The organism is Methanosarcina sp. (assembly GCF_028693135.1).
Taxonomy (GTDB): domain Archaea; phylum Halobacteriota; class Methanosarcinia; order Methanosarcinales; family Methanosarcinaceae; genus Methanosarcina.
Genome location: NZ_JAQUVZ010000026.1, coordinates 1 through 17035, shown reverse-complemented (window position 1 = coordinate 17035; position 17035 = coordinate 1). Strand labels below are relative to the sequence as shown.

The window sequence follows — 17035 nt, the reverse complement described above, 5'->3', positions numbered from 1 at the left end:
AATCGGTTGATACATCTGTAACCCGAAGATGGAATCTATCATTTTTCTCTTCTGCTCCCTGCATGGCTGAAACCGGTTCACCATCAGCAAGAAAATAACAAGCTAACCACCACACCCTCTGAGAGAAACTCCAACTTTATAGGACGCCTCCGCCAGCTTGTCTGGCGGTCCTTCCCAAAAAGAAGATAGATGCAGAAAGAAAATGTTTTTAAAAGCCTTAAAAATAATTTAAAAGCAATACCTCGCTATAAAATGCAATAAAAATCAATAATATTCAATAAAATGCAATAAAAAGTAATAAAAACTAATAAAATGCAATAAAAAGCAATAAAACTCAATAAAAAGCAATAAAATTCAATAAAATTCAATAAAATTCAATAAAAAGCTGTAAAAAACAGGAAAATGAAGAAAAAATATACGTGGAAAAGATTATTTTTCAGGTATAATTTAATTCTTTTTTTTGACCCATTCAGTTTTTCCGGTTGTATTTACTATTCTTTTTTATCTCACCGGCTCCCTATTTTCTTTTACTTTCTGGCTTTTTTCTCTTTTTTGTCTGAAGGCCGCTCTCCTGCGTCGAGCGTGACAAGGACGGTACTAGATGACGAATATGGTTGTACGGATCAAAAAGATTTGTAATTCAGACCTCTTGAGCCAAGTTCACTGCTAAAATCCATCGAGTAGTCCTCTTGAGCACATCTCAGCTAAAACCAATCAAGTAGTCCTCTTGAGCGCAGCGAAAAGGACCGCGTACTCCCGAGGCGCAATTCGGGCAGCGAAACTCGAGCGGTAACCCGGGTGTTTTTTCAGTTGCCTTTCCTTTCAAAAGAACATCACTTCAGATTTTGCTTTCTTTTTCCTGGCTCATGAGGAGAGAGCTTGCAAGAATAAGGACGCATCCGAGTTGGGTAGCCCGGGATACAGGGTCGTTTAAGATTAGATAAGCAAAAAAGATAGCACTTACGGGTTCAAGCAGGGAGATTATGCTAGCATTCTGGGCTTTTACCTGCTCAAGCCCTGTGAAATAGAGAATGGAGCCGAGAGAGGTTATCATTACCCCGAGGAAGAGAAGGACAGGCAGGTTCTCAAGCAGGGCTGCGGAAGAGATCTGCAGCATAAAGGGAAAAAGGATCACAAGGGTTACGCCTGTTGAGAGGAAAAGCTGTTCCATGCCTGAATATTCGTCTCTGAGGTAGCGGGAGGTCATAATTATACAGGCATAGAAAAAACCTGAAAAAAGCCCCATCAACACACCGTAGAGATATCCCGATCCGGCTTCTGCCGTGCCGGCAACAAGACTCTCAGGACCTACAACCACCACCACCCCTATAAGGGAGAGCGCAAGGGCAGCAAGGTTTTTTGTGCTTATTTTTTCTTTAAGGATGATAGGGGCAATCAGCAGGACATATAGAGGAGCCGTATAAAGCAAAAGCACAGACATCGAGACGTTCGTAAAGTTCACAGCTGTGTAATAGGAAAGCATTACTCCGGCTTGCCAGGCCCCAAGAAGCAGCACGGTTTTTCTTTTTCCCCTCAGCCTTATCCCGGAGAGCTTTCCTGTGGCTGCCAGATAAACTGCAAGGGCAAGAAAACCGAAAAGGAGCTGGAAAAAAACAACCGGGCCTGCAGCCATGTTTTTTATGTACAGGAAAAATATGCCTGCAAACCCATAGATGACGGATGCAGCAATAACCTGAGCATTTGCTTTTATGTACCTGGGCTCCATGACCCCTTCAAATAAGGGGTTGGTTTAAATAAGGTTTTCCCGAGCACACTGAAGATAGTCCATGACATGTCGGATGATCTCCAGAACACTCACTCCATCCTGCCTTTTATCGCTTTATTTCATCGCTTAGCTTCTTCCCGAAGCTCTGGATGCTGATGAAGAGTCAGGCTGAGATACCTTGTTCTTTACTCCAAGTACCCTCACAATAACCATGCTGATCTCAAAAAAGATTATCATGGGCACTGCAACCATGACCTGACTGAGGACATCAGGAGGGGTGATGACAGCCCCGATCACCAGGAAGACGATATAAATATGCTTGCGGTAGGTCACAAGGGTACTGTATTTTACATAGCCGTTTCGGGTCAGGAAGGTAAGCACAATTGGGAGTTCGAAAATCAACCCGAAGATTGCTGTGCCTGAAGCTGCAAAAGAAATGAACTTGAAGATCGAATAAGTCGCAGTAACTCCTGAACCTGCTGCACTCAGGTAAAGGTACTTAAGGAAAAGGGGCAGCATGAGAAAATAAGCGTATGAAGCCCCAAGAACAAACATGATGATAGAAACTGCACTCAGGAAAACAAACTGGCCCCTTCCAATAATTATAGGGATTCGAACCGAAAAACGATTCGAAATGGCTTTGTAAATATAGAATGCAATAATCGGTAAGGTGATGAGCAGTCCCATTATGACAGAAAGCTTTAACTGCAGCATCATTACTTCAAGAGGGGACACGTAAACCAGCTTTGCACCCTCAGGCAGGAGGTCTTCTTTCATCCTCTCGATAATGGGGCCTGTAAACTGGAAAGAGACCATAACACCTGCGAAAAGGACCGCAGTGATCACAAGCAGTTTTTTTCGCAGGGCTAGCAGGATTACACTTAGATTTTCAATTGCTTCAGACATATTGAGTACCTATCCGGAGAAATAAAAGGAAATTCGTTCTCATATTTAAGGAACTCGGGATCCGTGGAGGAACATTTACCATCCATTTTCCTTTTATCTGCTTTGTTTTTCCACCTTAAGTAATATAGTGAAGATATTGTGAAGATATTGTGAAGATAGATCGAAAAGATGTTTGTAAGAGGTTATTGTGAAGACTCCCTGCTCCGGAACACCTGAATATCTGCAGGATAGGAGCACAGGTTCAGAGCTAATATTATGTTCCGATATTAATATATTTATTCAAGTACAGTGTAAGGGCAGAAGAAAATGGACTCACATCATACAGGCAATTTAACCCCTTCCACCGAAAACACATCAGATAAGAATTCATATACTTCCGGCGTCCCCGGGGATATTGAAGAGCCCCTTGTAGCCCACCTGCTCGAACTCAGGAACCGGCTGGCAGTTGTTTTAATCTGGCTCTTTCTGGGAATTATTATTGCTTTTCCATTCTCGGAAAAAGGGATGTTGCTCGTATGGAAAGAGTTCATAAGTCCGGGTCTTGACATGGCAGTGTACTCGCCTCTGGAATGGATCTTTGCCCGCCTCAAGCTCTGCCTGGTCTTTGCCCTTGCAGTCTCCATCCCACAATTCTTCTACCAGCTCTACAGGTTTGCAGGCAAAGGGCTTTATCCGCATGAAAAGCACTTTTTCCTTAAGGTAATCCCTGCATCTTTTCTGCTTTTCATTTTCGGGACGGCTATAGGCTACTTCCTTGTCCTGCCTGTAATGTTCAAATATATTTTCCTCTACTCCGGGGACATGGCTTCAGCCCAGCTTTCCGTCCAGAACACCCTCTCAGCCGTGACTACAATCCTGGCAGGTTTCGGAGTTGTGTTCCAGCTCCCCCTTCTCATAGTTTTTGCCGTGAAAATGGGGCTTGTAAAGAATGAAACCCTCAAAAAACAGCGGATACTGGTCTACAGTGCGATCCTTGCCCTTTCCCTCTTTCTCTCCCCGGACCCGACTTTCATTGCCCAGATTCTTGTCACGCTTTTGCTGGCAGTTCTCTTTGAGTTCAGCCTGTTGCTCATCAGATTATTTTAAGAAGAAGTCGGACGATTTGAAGACAGACATTATATTATAAAACCTGCAATTATAAAAAATTCACAGGAAAAATTATTACCCAGCTCGTTCTTGCAAGAATTTTTATATTTGGTTGCTGATAATAACCGACAATGATAGGTTCCAGTGAACTGATCGCAATCCTGATCGCTGCTCTCTTCCTCTTCGGGCCCAAAAAGCTCCCTGAACTTGCACGATCTCTCGGAGGTGCTTTAGGGGAGTTTAAAAAAGCACAGCGTGCTGCTGAGCTGGAACTAACGGAATTCGATGCATACACCCGAAAAACCGGAAATGGAAACAGGGAAAAAGAGGAAGAGAAGGAAAATAAAGAAATTAAAAGTAACGAAAAAGAAACAAAGGCAAATACAGGTCTGGAAAATGTTCTGGAGGCCAGACAATCCATTCCGGCACAGGATAAAACCCCGGAACAGCCGAAATCCCAGGTAAAATCAAATTAAGGGGCAGAGCCTTAAGAGACAGAACCTGAAAAAGTGCTGGCACAAAAGGAAATACAAAATAATATAAACTTTGCTCATATAATAAATTCAAAATAGAAACCTTATATAACATACTTATATAGAATAAAAAGTCCTTAACTTCACTTGAAGGTTCGACCTTCAGACCAATTATTACCTGCCGAAAACCTGTTATTCTTAAGAAAACGAAAAACTAGAGGTCTAAGCCATGATAGGCACAAATGAACTGTTAATGATCTTTGCAATAGCTGTACTCCTTTTTGGGGCAAGCAAACTTCCGGAACTGGCCCGGTCCATGGGAAGTTCGGTGGGAGAATTCAAAAAAGCCCAGAAAGAATCCGAACAAAACCTGAAGGAATTTGAAAAATCCTTAAAGGAACCGATCACTCCAAAGACCAAGGTGCAGGAGACTGCTGCAAAGCTCGGGATCGACATCAGAGGCAAGACCGACGACCAGTTGCTTGAAGAGATCCAGAGATCTGCAGAGAAACCAAAAGAGGTCTCAGAGCCCTGAAAGCGCCCGAAAAGCAAACTGTTCTTTTTTCATATCATTTCATTTTTTAATTTCATTTCTCGGAACTTCTTTTTATTGTCGCTCTAATTTTACATTATTCGTGTTAAAGATCAAAGGTAATCCGGAGATTTCCTGTGACAGAGTTGATCATTGAAGTTGACAGAGATGATAACTTTCTCGGACTGCGCCCGAGGGAAGACTTTTACTCGGGGAATCACATCCACAGGGCTTCCCATCTCATCCTTCTGGACCCGGAAAACAGAATGCTCCTGCAGAAGCGGGCGCCTGGAAAATACTGGTATCCCGATCGATATACCTATTCCGTAAGCGGCACTGTCGCAGATGAATCCTACGAGACCTGCATTGCGCGGGAGATGCTCGAAGAAATTGGAATCTCAGTCCCTTTCAGGAAATTGTTCAAAATTCCCTGCATTTTTGAAAACAAAGGAGCTTACCATACGGTATTTTCAGGCAGATGTTCGGAAGAAACTGCCAGCCTTATCCGACACGACCCTGAGGAAGCCATTTCCGTTGAGTGGGTGGAACTCGAAGAATTGTACAGGGCTGTTGAAGCCGAACCTGGCAACTATACGCCTTCCCTGAGGGCAGGGATAATAAAAATCTTTGAAGAAGGGTGCGGAAAATATCTTTTCTGACATTTAAGAGGGCTAAAAAAATATAACAAATAAGAGGACTATAATAAAATAACTTGAATAAATAGACTAAAAGTATAATATTTCTGGTCCTTACAACCGTATTCACTTCATAACGTCGTTTTTGTCCCGGCAGAGTTGCGGCTCTGCAGTGCATGGTCCTTTTCGCTGCGCTCAAGAGGACTACTTTTTGGTTTTAGTAGTGAGTTTAGCTCAAGCTGACTATTTAAAGAGCTCTCTGACCCATACAACCTTATTCGCTTTATCACGTCGTTTTTGTCCAGTTCGATGCAGGAGAGCGGTCTTTCCCAAAAAAACAAAAAGGAAGAATAAGGTCTAAATAAAAGCTTTTGAAGGCTCTTTTGAGTTAAAACGAGAACCAGACAGCTCAAATAGGCATAAATTTCGGTCTAAGTTCTCTTTCAAATCTGTTTTTCTTTCTTTTTTGACGAGCCGCCAGACAAGCTGGCGGGGGCGCTTATATTTACCTTATAAATCAGCAATCAGTTTTTGGGAATTAAGGAAAGTATTCTCTTATTCCTTGGCTATTTCCTTCAACATTTGTTTCTCTGCATTGCAGTGCCTATTTTCCGGTCGCTTTTTATCTTGTGGGCAGATCGGCCCAGGCCTGTTGCGGCGCAGGGAAAGAAAACCGAAAGATTTCTTCCTGGGATTCCGGAATAGATCAATCAGTTAATCAGGAACCGCTTTCAATCTTCATCTTCATTCAATACCTGTTTTGAGCCCGCATACTCTCCAATGATAGGTATATTCTCTCCGCACACAGGGCAGGTCTTTTCAGGAGTTATTTCGTACTTTTCGATATCGAAAAATCCCCTTGCAATCAACATTTTACCGCAGTTAGGGCAGAAGGTATTGTTGCGGTCGCTTCCCGGAACATTGCCCATGTAGACATACTTCATCCCTTCTTCGGTTGCGATTTTACAGGCCTCTTCCATTGTTTTTTCCGGAGTAGGGGAGAGGTCCTGCATCTGGTACTGGGGGTGGAAGCGCGTGAAGTGGAGGGGAGTGTCAGGCCCGAGGTTTTTGTAGACCCATTTCGAAAGTTCCCGGAGCTCGTCAAGAGAGTCGTTGTGTTTCGGGATGATGAGGTTGGTGATCTCCACATGGATCCCGAGCTCTTTTGCAAGGACGGAGGACTCAAGCACTGGAGCCAGTTTTGCGCTGGCAACATCATGATAGAATTTTTCAGTGAATGCCTTGATATCAATATTGGCAGCGTCCAGCCTGGGAGCAATGTGCCTGAGGGCTTCCGGGGTCATGTAGCCGTTGGTCACATAGACGGTAGCAAGGCCCGCGTCCTTTGCCAGCTTTGCGCTTTCGTATGTATACTCGTGCCAGATAGTGGGCTCGTTGTAGGTCCAGGCGATTGACCTCGAACCCGAGATAAGCGCCTTTTCCACCAGCTCTTCAGGGAGGATGTCCCTGGCATAGGAATCTTCCACGTCGGTCTGGGAAATAGTCCAGTTCTGGCAGTGTTTGCAGCGGAAATTGCACCCGATAGTCCCCACTGAGTATGCATAAGACCCCGGATAGAAATGATAAAGAGGCTTTTTTTCGATAGGGTCCACAGCTTCGCTGGAAACCGTACCGTAAATAAGAGAATAAAGATTACCTCCCCTGTTTTCCCGAACCCTGCAAAATCCCCTCTTTCCAGGGGCGATTTTGCACCTGTGGGCACAGAGCCCGCACTGTACTTTGTCAGCTTCGAGTTTCTCGTAGAACATGGCTTCGCGAATCACAACAATCCCCATTAAGAGATTGTTTTTTTGGGTAATAACGTTGCTGTTAGAGATTTTTTTTAGTCAGGTGTGGGTAAACGGGTGGGCTCTGTAATTTGCTCCAAGCAGGATTTTTGAGTAACAGTTTCAGGAACCCCTTCCCCGCTGTAAAAAAACTGTCAGAATAAAACCTGTACTTTTGTCTTTCAAACCTTTATTTTGCCTGCTGGTTTTGTATTCATTAAAATCCATTCTACAAAGCCGGATTAGGATCTCTCCGGTTTTCCTGTCGCAAAATGCGTGCTTATGGAGTTAAAACCTGAGTTCCCAAAATTTAAGCGCATACACACAATTCCGCAAATCTACTAAGTCAGTAGATTGTGGTTTTGAAATTGGAGCTTATAGATTATGTGCTTAAATTTAAGCGCATACTCCGATATCAAGAGACGTTTATGCGCCTAAAAATGCGGAACTTAGGTTAAAAACAGGTTAATTAACAATTATCCCTAACGGAACTGCGGTATCCATATCAAAAAAGTGTTCTCTTCAGATCCATGCTTAAATATAGGTCTTTTCAAGCCTGTAAGTAGCCTATTCGTGGCGGAAAAATATTGCAGGAGAAATTACTGTATTTTCCCTGCAAAACTCAGGCTACTTTCCAGGCAAACACGATCCTTGACCCGTCATTCATGTCAAGGACACGGAAGACTTCAAGCCCGTGGCTGTTCAACATCTCTATATATTCGGAAAACGGGACGCTGTTTTCAAAACTGTATCCTGATCCTCCTTTTTTTACATCTTCAAAAGTCCAGAGGTTCCAATCCAGGCTGAGAAGAGGGCTGGATTTCATTTTTTCATCAGGGATCTGCCTGGTTATGAAAACGCCTCCTGGAGTCAGGGCTTTGGAAATCTTCGGGATAAGGGAAGGCACTTTTCCTCCTGGATTAAAGGAAGAAAAGATAACATCGTATCCACTTCCGATTTCATCATTAAAAAAGTCCCCGGGAATTATATCCACTCTTGAAGATCCATACTTTTCTATGAAATCTTTTGTTTTTTGCGTAACAGGCGGAAGGTCGAAAACAAAAGCCTGGAGGTTTTCATTCAATTTTGCAAAAGCGATTGCATAGAGCCCGTGCCCTCCCCCGAGGTCAAGCAGCTTTTTGACATTTGTAAAATCCACATTTTCCAGGACAATCCGAACCGTTTCCTGAAGCAGACCGCAGCGCGCGTTTTCAGCCATACATTGGACAACCTCCCCGAAAAAAGGCCCTTTCTCGACAATCTCAGGTCCTCTCTTCATAATCTGCGGAAGCCGCACCCAGAGTTCAACATTCCTGAGCCTTTCGGCAAGGTAATGCTTCTGAGAAAACGGAGAGCTCTCCAGAAGATACGTTGCACTGAGTTCCGATACCAGGTACACTGCCCCATGATTTTTTACTTCGTGATCAGGGTTTACTCCGTGATCAGATGGTTTGCCTTCAGATCTGCCTTCGGATTCGCCTTCGCTTTTTTCCTGCATCTGCGCATTTTCCTCTTCCTCATGTGCCCCTTCTCCATGTGCCCCTTCCTCAAACCTATCGAGGAAACCGAGGCTATGGAGAGCCTCGCAGAAGTGGGGCATAAGCACAGGGTCGCATCCGAGCTTTTCAGCCAGAACTCCTGCTGATAAGGGGACTTTAAGAGCTTCAAACACTCCAAGCTCAAAGGCCGCAGCAATAAGCCTGCACTCCCTCAGGCCCCGGACAGAGGAATCAACAAGCTTGAAAAAACGATCGGAATCTACCTCAGGCTTTTGCATCAGGTCAACAGACGTTTCAGTTTGATTTTGAGCTTTGTTTTCCATGCAATTTCTCCTATTTCCAGATATTTCTCCTATTTCCAGATATTTTTCCTATTCTCCATATATTTCTCCTATCATATTTTATACACATCTTTCTGATCCGACAGGAAAAAATTTACTTATTATAATAAAGTAAAAGTAAGCCCGGTAAAATGAATTAAATAAAAATGGGAACTCAGGTACAGAGTTACAAATTCTTGCCCGGCACCACTACCTGAAACCGACAATTTTTCCTTCCTCCATGAAAGCGATTTCATCACTCATCCATTCCACGACCTGCATATCGTGGGAGATGAATAGAAAACTGATTCCATAATCATTTTGCAGTTTTTTGAGAAGGAAAAGGACCTGCCCCTGGACAAGTGGGTCGAGCATTGAAGTGGGTTCATCCGCAACTATGAACTCCGGTTTCATGCCCAGGACTCTGGCTATTGAAACCCTCTGGAGCTGCCCTCCGCTCAATTCTCCGGGATAGCGGAAAAGCAGTTCCTCACTCAGGGAAACAGCCTCGATAAGTTCCTGTATCCGTCCCCGTTCTTCATCTCTTTCGCAGAGCCTGTGAAGCCTGAGGGGTTCGGCAATGGCATCATAGACCTTCATCCTCGGGTTCAGGCAGGATTCCGGGTTCTGGAAAATAATCTGCATTCTTGTCCCCAGTCTTTTCAGGTCACTGCCTTTGAAGCCTGAGATGTCCTGTCCATCAAAAAGGACCCTACCTGCAGTGGGTTCCAGCAGCCTCAAAACTGTTCTCCCAAGTGTGGATTTTCCGCAGCCGCTTTTTCCAACAAGTCCCAGAATTTCCCCTTTTCCTATCTCAAAACTGACTCCGTCAACAGCCCTGTGGACCTCTTTTTTGAACAGCCCCGAATAATAGTACTTTTTCAGGTTCTCTACCTTCAACAGTGCCATGTCTCCCTTCAACAGTGCCACGTCTCCCTTCAACAGTGCCACGTCTCCTCCTCTGCACACTTGAGAGCAGACTGTGAATTAAGGGAAGGCTGTGAATTAAGGGAAGGCTGTGAATTAAGAGAAGGCTGTGCTGCAGTTTCCTTTATCCTGCCCATTTCAGAGAGAAAGCAGCGGGTAAGGCGCTCACTCTCAAACCCCAGAAGTTCCGGATGGACCTGTGAGCAGGCCTCAAGCCGGAAACTGCAACGCGGATGGTACCTGCAGCCGGAAGGAGGGGAAACAAGGCTAGGGGGTTGCCCTGGAACGGTCCTGAACCCCTTTCCGGGAAGCGAATGTAGCAGGTCAAGGGTGTAAGGATGTTTCGGGTTAGAAATGATCTCAGCCGCCTTTCCGATTTCGATGATTTCTCCGGCGTACATAACTGCAATTCTGTCCGCGAGCCTGCCGGCAAGTTCCAGGTCATGCGTGATCAGAAGCATGGAAGAATTTTCCTTGCGGACAAGTCCGGCAATTAGTTCCACTATCTGCAATTTCGTATCCGTGTCAAGCCCTTTTGTAGGCTCATCTGCGATCAGAAGCCCGGGCCTGAGGGCAAGCCCTATTGCAACCATGACCCTCTGCAGCATCCCGCCGCTGAACTGGTGGGGATATTCGCACCCCCGGAAAGAGCTTATCCCCACAAGCTCAAGCATCTCTCCGGCTTTCTTTTCAGCTTCCTTTTTTCCCATGCCTTCGTGGTAACGGTAGATTTCTGCAATCTGCCTTCCTGCAGAAAGAACAGGGTTGAGGCAAGCTGAAGGGTTCTGGAGCATAATTCCTATTTCCTTTCCCCTGAAGCATCTCATTTCCTTCTCGGGCAGGGTTAGGAGATCCGTATCCCTGTACACTATTTTTCCTTCAAGTTTTGCTTTACCGGAGAGCAGCCTCAAAATGGCTTTTCCAAGAGTGGTTTTTCCACAGCCTGTTTCTCCTATAAGCCCCAGAATTTCTCCTTCCCTTATTTCAAGGGAAATTCCCTCATTGGCTCTTACAATGCCTTTTGAGGTTTTGAAAGAGACGTTCAGGTCTTCAATTGAGAGAATGGGGGGGTTCACCTTGCCAGCACCTCCTGATCGGCAGGCTGACCAAGGCTTTCCCTCAAACCGTCTCCTGCAAAATTAAACGCAAAGACTGTGAATATGATCATCAGGCCCGGGAAAAAGGTGAGATGGGGAGCTGTACGGAGGTACGGGACCCCGGCTTTGAGCATGGAACCCCATTCCGGGTCAGGGGGCTGAATCCCGAGTCCGAGAAAACTCAGGGCTGCAGCAAAAATAATAACGTGTGCAATCTCAAGGGTTCCAAGCACGATTACAGGCTCCATGCAGTTTGGAAGGATATGTTTTCGCATAATGTAGAAACTTGAGGGCCTCAGAGCCCTTGCAGCCTCCACAAAATTCCTCTTCCTGAGAGACAGCACCTGCCCGCGTACAAGCCTGGCATAAGCAGGCCACTGGGTAAAGGCAAGGGCAAGGACAACACTTGAAAAGCCCGGACCCAGCAGCCCTGCAATCACCAGGGCAAGGATGATATTGGGAAAGGCCATCACGATGTCTATTCCTCTCATTATGACTTCATCCAGCACACCTCCCATGTACCCTGAAAGCAGCCCCAGAGATGTGCCTGCAATGGACGTTACTGCAACCACAAGGAGTCCGATACCCAGAGAAATGCGTGTTCCATAGATAACTCTTGAAAAAATGCAGCGCCCAAGCTCATCGGTTCCGAAAGGATATTCAAAAGACGGACAAAGAAACCTGCTGTCAAGCCTCTGGGCAAGGGGGTCGTGCGGAGCGATCTCGGGAGCAAACAGAGCCAGAACGCAAAGGAAGACGATAAGCAGGATGCCTGAGACCGCAAGCCTGTTCTTCCTTAATTCCCCTAAACACAGCCTTTTTTTAGCCAGGCATATCTTTTCAGTTATCTCTATTTTTTCAATCACGTCTGTCATATCTTATCCTCGGGTCAAGCACTGCATAAAGGATATCAACGGCAAGGCTGGAGAGGGAAAAAAGCACTGCAATAAAAAGGACACAGCCCTGGACCATGGAGAAGTCCCTCGCAAAAATCGAGTCAACAAGAAGTTTTCCAATGCCAGGCCAAGAAAAGATGGTTTCCACAATCACTGCCCCTCCAAGAAGGTAGCCAAACTGCATTCCTGCAAATGTGACAACCGGAAGAAAAGCGTTTTTCAGGGCGTGCCGGAAAAGGATTGTATGTTCGTCAAACCCCCTGGCGCGTGCAGCCAAAATATATTCCTGTCCCATCACCTCCAGAAGGCTTGCGCGGGTAAGCCTTGCAGTAACTGCCGACATTGAGGTTCCAAGGGTAAGGGCAGGCAGAACTAAGTGTTTCAGGCTTCCGTAGCCGAAACTGGGTAATATGTGGAGGGTCAGGGCAAAAAGCCAGATCAGGAGAAGTCCAAGCCAGAAGTTCGGAATAGAAACACCTACCAGAGAAACAAACATGCAACTTTTGTCAAGCAGGGTGTTTTTCCGGAGTGCCCCCAGGATCCCCGCAGGCAGGGCAATTAGAAGGGAAATCAGCAGGCTGGCAATTGCAAGTTCTGCGGTTGCAGGCAGTTTCTGGCGGATTTCGGCAAGGACATCTTCTGAAGTCACAAGCGATTTTCCAAGGTCCAGCCGAAGCAGATGGTTAAGCCATATAAGGTACTGCACATGTACAGGAGCATCAAGTCCTTCCGCTTCCCTCAGGGTTTCGATCTGGCTGGCGCTCAGGTCTTCCCCGTACCTTGCAAGGGCTATAACCTCTGCAGGGTCGCCTGGAGCAAGGCACATCGCAGAAAAAGCTACGAGTGTAACTCCCATAAGTACGATAGAAACCATTGCCAGGCGCTTTGATATGTATTTCCACATGAGTATCTTCCGAACTCTTTACATCTTTCTGAACTTTATGCTTTACTTCTTTTCCAGGTAGACCCTCGAAAGGTTCAGCCAGGGGTCTTCAGAGCTTATGGTATAGCCTTTTACCGAAGAGCCGGTTGCAACAACTTTTTCCTCGTGCACAAGGTAAAAAGCCGGAACTTCTTCTATCACAAAGGCCTGCAGGGAATGGTAGAGTTCTTCCTGTTTCTGTGTATCAACAGTCATATCGGCTTCATTGACGAGCTGGTCATAGGTCTCATTGTGGTAATGAGAATAAGGGCTTGCGGAGTGGTGCACAAAGAAGTGCTTCGGGTAGGGTCCCCAGACGAAATAGCCGCTTCTGAGTATCATATCAAAGTCCCCTGTGCTTTCGAGTTTGCTTATGGCTCCTTCGTCAAGAACCTTGATTTCTACATCCATTCCGACTTCTCGAAGGACACCCTGCACAACCTGAGCTATAGGGTTATGCCTGGCTGCCCAAACTCCCTTACTTACTATCAGGGTCACATGCAGGGGTTTTCCGTCTTTTTCTGCAATCCCGTCCCCGTTAGAATCTTTCCACCCGGCCTCCTCAAGGAGAGCCCTTGCCTTATCGAGGTCCTGCGTATATGTCTTAAGATCAGGGTCTGAGTACATCATTACAGGGGAATAAGGCCTTCCACCTGCCGGCACCCCGACGCCTTCAAGCACTTCATTTACGAGAGTTTCAGTATCGACTGCATAAGCAACACTCTGGCGTACTCTCTTTTCATTAAAGGGAGATTTGTCGCAGTTGAACTGCAGGAAATCCGTAAAGGTCGAAAGTTTCCTGTGGACCTGGATACCCTCTTCGGCTTCGAGCCTTTGGACATCGTATTCCGGGACCTTGACGACCATGTCCACTTCCCCCGTCTCAAGGGCAATCACCCGTGTAGCCGCCTCCGGGATTACCTTAAAAGTAACCTTATCAAGCAGCGGCTTTTCACCCCAGTAGGCTTCATTTTTTGTGAGCACTATTTCCTGGTCCTTTGCCTGAGTTTCAAACTTGAACGGCCCGGTTCCTATCGGTTTGATGAAATTCCCGGCTTCATCAAGACAGCTCGGACCCATTACAGGCCAGGCTATGTGAGTCAGGTAGAACGGCAGAGGCATGGGTTTTGCCAGGACAAATTTTACAGTATGAGCGTCGAGAGCTTCCACGCTCTGAACCGGTTTTAAGACTGCCTGCCTTACATAGGACTTATTGGAATAAGAGTAAACAACCGAATCGGCATCAAAGGGAGTCCCGTCATGGAAAGTCACATTTTCGCGCAGGTGGAATATCCAGGTCTTTCCTTCATCAGGGGTTTCCCAGGATTCCGCAAGCCCGGGGATAATGTTCAGGTCTGAATCAAGCCTCACAAGGGTTTCATAGACCTGAGACCAGACAAAACGTGCATCACCCGCTGCAAACATGTCAAGGTACCAGTTGCTGACATCCGTACTTATGCCCACAACAAGCTCCTGGGAATTTTCTCCGGAACCTGCACCTTTTGCAGTCCCATCTTTTTCTTCACCTATACAGGCACTTGCTCCGATTACGGCAAACAGCATACAAATGATCAAAATGAACTTGAAACTCCGATTCATAGATAATCCTCAATAACTCCAATTCAGAGTCAATCCTTAATTTTTGATAGGAGATAATTTAATGAACTGGTGTTTGATAGAATTCAGGCCGATGGAATGGCAGTTTAGTTGGAGATTTTTTATGGGAAACAGTTTGATGGAGATGTTTTAATAGTCCCGATTATCTGGAATCTGCCGTCATTTCATCCATATTAAAGGAATTAATGCAGGAAATAAAAAACCGGAGAATTTCAAGCCTTTAAAAATACCCCCGATGTATTTACCCCTACAATTATTATTTTACTAAAATATTGTAATATTTAATAAGATAAAAGATTTTTCTTATACCACTACAAGTAAACGCCGTTAACTGAATATGTTACTCCCGGAAAATCATTCGTTAGAAGGAAATATAACGGCAGTAAAACACAAAAACCTGAAAAATATCCTGAAAAATACCCTGAAAAATACCCTGAAAAATACCCTGAAAAATACCCTGAAAAATACCCTGAGAAATACCCTGAGAAATACCCTGAGAAATACCCTGAGAAATACCCTGAGAAATACCCTGAGAAATACCCTGAGAAATACCCTGAGAAATACCCTGAGAAATACCCTGAAAAATACCCTGAAAATAAATAACTGAATGCTGAAAATCAAATTCTGGCTAACATACTACAATTACCTGAGGTAGAAGGTAATTGAGATTTTTACGGAAAACCGGAAACGGATAAGAAAGAGTAAAAGAGTAAATCTTCAGAATTTTTGATAAGGAAGAAAAAAGAGTTTTAGAAGGCTGCATCAACGTAATCAACCGACCTTTTGAAAACAGCTGTAATCATGCCATTTTCATCGATCTCATTTGAACACTTGATCAGTTCCCAGCCTTCAACACCCAGGTTGTTAAGGTCTTCTTTTGCCTTTGACCACTCACTGAACCTAATCTCTTTAACATCGTATTCCCAGATGGTCACTAACATTCATCTCCAGTAAAATTGGGTAATTTTATACTATATATTAACTGGAGGAATCTTCTATATGTATCTTTTTAAAAAATAGATTTGAGCATAAATCAACTAAACTTGATCTTAAAAGGAGATTCTTAGTTCACCTGGTTTCTGCATCCGGAATATGGTTCCTATATTATGTATCCGGAAATGGTTTCTTTATTCTGCGTTCGGAAATGGTTTCTTTATTCTGTGTCCGGAAATGGTTCCTATATTATGTATCCGGAAATGTTTTCTTTATTCTGCGTCCGAAATATGGTTCCTGTTTCCGGCATACTCCCCCACAATAGGAATCTTCTCTCCACATTTCGGGCAGGCCTTCTCTAAGGTAAGGTTGTATTCCTGTACCTCAAAAAATCCCCTTGCAATCAGCAAAGTCCCGCATTCGGGACAGTAAGTATTTTCGTGTGGGTGTCCGGGTACATTGCCCACATACACAAAACGCATCCCTTCCTCAATTGCAATCGAGCGTGCCCTATCCAGCGTTTCCACTGGCGTTGGAGGCAGGTCCTTCATCTCGTAGGAAGGGTAGAAGCGGTTGAAGTGAAGAGGGGTATTTCTCCCCAGGTTTTCGTAAACCCAGCGGGAAAGTTCCCTGATTTCGTCAGGAGAGTCGTTGAGGGTAGGGATTATCAGGTTTACGACCTCCACATGGATCCCAAGCTGCTTTGCAAGCAGGGTGGCTTCGAGCACAGGAGCCAGTTTTGCCCCGCAGATTTCCCGGTAAAATGCTTCGGAAAACCCCTTGATGTCCACGCTGAAGGCGTCTAGGTAAGGGGCGATCTGTTCAAGGGCTTCGGGGGTGATGTACCCGTTTGTCACATAGCTTGTCCCGAGTCCCGCCTCCTTTGCAAGTTTTGCCCCGTCGTAAGTATACTCATACCAGACGGTGGGCTCGTTATAGGTCCAGGAAACCGACTGGCACCCTGCCATTTTAGCCTGCCGAATAAGCTGGGAGGGGCTGAGCGTCCCCAGGTCAGCATCTTCCGGAGAAGCCCGGGAAAGCGTCCAGTTCTGGCAGTGCCTGCATCTGAAGTTGCAGCCAATGGTCCCGACGGAATACGCAGTGGACCCCGGATAATAGTGATAAAGGGGCTTTTGTTCGATATGTGCAATTGACTCGCTTGCAACTGCACCGTAGACCAGGGAAAAGAGTGTGCCTTCACAGTTTTCCCTTACTCCGCAGATTCCTCGCTTTCCGGGGTTGATCTTGCAGCGATGGGCACAGAGGCTACATCGGACCTTGTTTTCGGTAAGTTTTTCGTAAAACATGGCTTCTTGAATCATTATATAGAACCCCCTGTTCCAGAATATGGGATTTATCTCCCGAAGCGGGAAGACTCCTTCCTCGGACAATCCGGTAAAACCAGATTGGACAGGTGGGAGATGAGAGCGTCAACTTCCCCACAATCCGAAGATAATAATTTCGTATATCTCCATATAGTTACAAAGAGTATATTATAAAGATGCTTCGAGGTAACAGATACCGAATTCACCCTAATAAGGAGCAAAAAGCCCTTATGGAAAAACACTTCGGTAGCTGTCGTTTTGTCTATAATAAACTCCTTGAAATCAAATCGTTAATGTATAAAAAATTCAGAATAAGTCTCTCGGAGTTTGACCTTAATAATCACCTCTTAGTTT

General features: G+C 45.2%; 17 protein-coding genes. 6 read left to right on the top strand and 11 right to left on the bottom strand.

All coding sequences use genetic code 11. The annotated features are described in order from the left end of the window. Positions 1–838: 838 nt before the first annotated feature. Together PHF18_RS11760 and tatC (PHF18_RS11755) are read right to left on the bottom strand one after the other, a co-directional pair. Positions 839–1726, bottom strand: a complete 888-nt coding sequence (locus tag PHF18_RS11760) for an EamA family transporter (RefSeq protein ID WP_300103013.1) — start codon at positions 1724–1726, stop codon at positions 839–841. Between the two features lie 126 nt (positions 1727–1852). Then, positions 1853–2632 carry a Sec-independent protein translocase TatC gene (gene tatC, locus PHF18_RS11755; protein WP_300103009.1) on the bottom strand — a complete coding sequence of 260 codons (780 nt, stop codon included), beginning with the start codon at positions 2630–2632 and terminating at the stop codon, positions 1853–1855. Positions 2633–2938: 306 nt separating this feature from the next. Between tatC (PHF18_RS11755) and tatC (PHF18_RS11750) the strand changes: the two genes are divergently transcribed. From tatC (PHF18_RS11750) to PHF18_RS11735, 4 genes are all read left to right on the top strand, one after another. Next, the gene (gene tatC, locus PHF18_RS11750; protein WP_300103006.1) at positions 2939–3718 is read left to right on the top strand and encodes a twin-arginine translocase subunit TatC; all 780 of its coding nucleotides are present in this window, start codon (positions 2939–2941) and stop codon (positions 3716–3718) included. Between the two features lie 131 nt (positions 3719–3849). Beyond that, on the top strand, positions 3850–4194 hold the full coding sequence (locus tag PHF18_RS11745; RefSeq protein ID WP_300103003.1) for a twin-arginine translocase TatA/TatE family subunit: 345 nt from the start codon (positions 3850–3852) through the stop codon (positions 4192–4194). A gap of 226 nt (positions 4195–4420) precedes the next feature. Then, positions 4421–4726 carry a twin-arginine translocase TatA/TatE family subunit gene (locus PHF18_RS11740; RefSeq protein WP_300103000.1) on the top strand — a complete coding sequence of 102 codons (306 nt, stop codon included), beginning with the start codon at positions 4421–4423 and terminating at the stop codon, positions 4724–4726. Positions 4727–4860: 134 nt separating this feature from the next. Beyond that, entirely contained in the window at positions 4861–5382 is a 522-nt protein-coding gene (locus PHF18_RS11735) for a Nudix hydrolase (protein WP_300102996.1), read from the top strand. Positions 5383–6089: 707 nt separating this feature from the next. Here the strand turns inward: PHF18_RS11735 and amrS (PHF18_RS11730) are convergent. The 7 genes from amrS (PHF18_RS11730) to PHF18_RS11700 all read right to left on the bottom strand — a co-directional run bounded on the left by amrS (PHF18_RS11730) (position 6090) and on the right by PHF18_RS11700 (position 14405). Next, positions 6090–7154 (bottom strand): AmmeMemoRadiSam system radical SAM enzyme, encoded by a 1065-nt coding sequence (gene amrS / locus PHF18_RS11730; protein ID WP_300102993.1) that lies wholly within the window; start codon positions 7152–7154, stop codon positions 6090–6092. Between the two features lie 613 nt (positions 7155–7767). After that, positions 7768–8967, bottom strand: coding sequence for a methyltransferase (locus tag PHF18_RS11725; protein ID WP_300102990.1), 1200 nt, complete (start codon positions 8965–8967; stop codon positions 7768–7770). Positions 8968–9174: 207 nt separating this feature from the next. Then, positions 9175–9915: an ATP-binding cassette domain-containing protein gene (locus PHF18_RS11720; protein ID WP_300102987.1), complete on the bottom strand. Its 741-nt coding sequence runs from the start codon at positions 9913–9915 to the stop codon at positions 9175–9177. Then, the gene (locus PHF18_RS11715) at positions 9903–10967 is read right to left on the bottom strand and encodes an ABC transporter ATP-binding protein (protein ID WP_300102984.1); all 1065 of its coding nucleotides are present in this window, start codon (positions 10965–10967) and stop codon (positions 9903–9905) included. The genes PHF18_RS11720 and PHF18_RS11715 overlap by 13 nt, the downstream gene beginning before the upstream one ends. Beyond that, positions 10964–11863 carry a nickel ABC transporter permease subunit NikC gene (nikC, locus tag PHF18_RS11710; protein WP_300102980.1) on the bottom strand — a complete coding sequence of 300 codons (900 nt, stop codon included), beginning with the start codon at positions 11861–11863 and terminating at the stop codon, positions 10964–10966. The genes PHF18_RS11715 and nikC overlap by 4 nt, the downstream gene beginning before the upstream one ends. Next, complete coding sequence (gene nikB / locus PHF18_RS11705) at positions 11847–12788, bottom strand: nickel ABC transporter permease (protein WP_300102977.1); 942 nt, start codon at positions 12786–12788, stop codon at positions 11847–11849. Before nikB ends, nikC begins: the two co-directional genes overlap by 17 nt. A gap of 42 nt (positions 12789–12830) precedes the next feature. Beyond that, positions 12831–14405, bottom strand: coding sequence for an ABC transporter substrate-binding protein (locus tag PHF18_RS11700; RefSeq protein ID WP_300102974.1), 1575 nt, complete (start codon positions 14403–14405; stop codon positions 12831–12833). Positions 14406–14760: 355 nt separating this feature from the next. On the opposite strand from PHF18_RS11700, the gene PHF18_RS11695 reads away from it, so the two are divergent. Beyond that, the gene (locus PHF18_RS11695; protein ID WP_300102971.1) at positions 14761–15030 is read left to right on the top strand and encodes a hypothetical protein; all 270 of its coding nucleotides are present in this window, start codon (positions 14761–14763) and stop codon (positions 15028–15030) included. Between the two features lie 142 nt (positions 15031–15172). Here PHF18_RS11695 and PHF18_RS11690 read toward each other — a convergent pair whose 3' ends face one another. Together PHF18_RS11690 and amrS (PHF18_RS11685) are read right to left on the bottom strand one after the other, a co-directional pair. After that, the gene (locus PHF18_RS11690; protein ID WP_048129191.1) at positions 15173–15358 is read right to left on the bottom strand and encodes a hypothetical protein; all 186 of its coding nucleotides are present in this window, start codon (positions 15356–15358) and stop codon (positions 15173–15175) included. A gap of 270 nt (positions 15359–15628) precedes the next feature. Then, entirely contained in the window at positions 15629–16678 is a 1050-nt protein-coding gene (gene amrS, locus PHF18_RS11685; RefSeq protein WP_300102962.1) for an AmmeMemoRadiSam system radical SAM enzyme, read from the bottom strand. Between the two features lie 179 nt (positions 16679–16857). Between amrS (PHF18_RS11685) and PHF18_RS11680 the strand changes: the two genes are divergently transcribed. After that, positions 16858–17035, top strand: a 178-nt coding sequence (locus tag PHF18_RS11680) for a helix-turn-helix domain-containing protein (protein ID WP_300103050.1), incomplete at its 3' end; no start/stop codon positions are given.

Coding starts and splice junctions, on each gene's coding strand:
- tatC (WP_300103009.1), bottom strand. CDS start 2,632: ATGTCTGAAGCAATTGAAAATCTAAGTGTAATCCTGCTAGCCCTGCGA.
- PHF18_RS11725 (WP_300102990.1), bottom strand. CDS start 8,967: ATGGAAAACAAAGCTCAAAATCAAACTGAAACGTCTGTTGACCTGATG.
- PHF18_RS11740 (WP_300103000.1), top strand. CDS start 4,421: ATGATAGGCACAAATGAACTGTTAATGATCTTTGCAATAGCTGTACTC.
- amrS (WP_300102962.1), bottom strand. CDS start 16,678: ATGATTCAAGAAGCCATGTTTTACGAAAAACTTACCGAAAACAAGGTC.
- PHF18_RS11760 (WP_300103013.1), bottom strand. CDS start 1,726: ATGGAGCCCAGGTACATAAAAGCAAATGCTCAGGTTATTGCTGCATCC.
- nikC (WP_300102980.1), bottom strand. CDS start 11,863: ATGACAGACGTGATTGAAAAAATAGAGATAACTGAAAAGATATGCCTG.
- PHF18_RS11745 (WP_300103003.1), top strand. CDS start 3,850: ATGATAGGTTCCAGTGAACTGATCGCAATCCTGATCGCTGCTCTCTTC.
- nikB (WP_300102977.1), bottom strand. CDS start 12,788: ATGTGGAAATACATATCAAAGCGCCTGGCAATGGTTTCTATCGTACTT.
- amrS (WP_300102993.1), bottom strand. CDS start 7,154: ATGGGGATTGTTGTGATTCGCGAAGCCATGTTCTACGAGAAACTCGAA.
- tatC (WP_300103006.1), top strand. CDS start 2,939: ATGGACTCACATCATACAGGCAATTTAACCCCTTCCACCGAAAACACA.
- PHF18_RS11700 (WP_300102974.1), bottom strand. CDS start 14,405: ATGAATCGGAGTTTCAAGTTCATTTTGATCATTTGTATGCTGTTTGCC.
- PHF18_RS11695 (WP_300102971.1), top strand. CDS start 14,761: ATGTTACTCCCGGAAAATCATTCGTTAGAAGGAAATATAACGGCAGTA.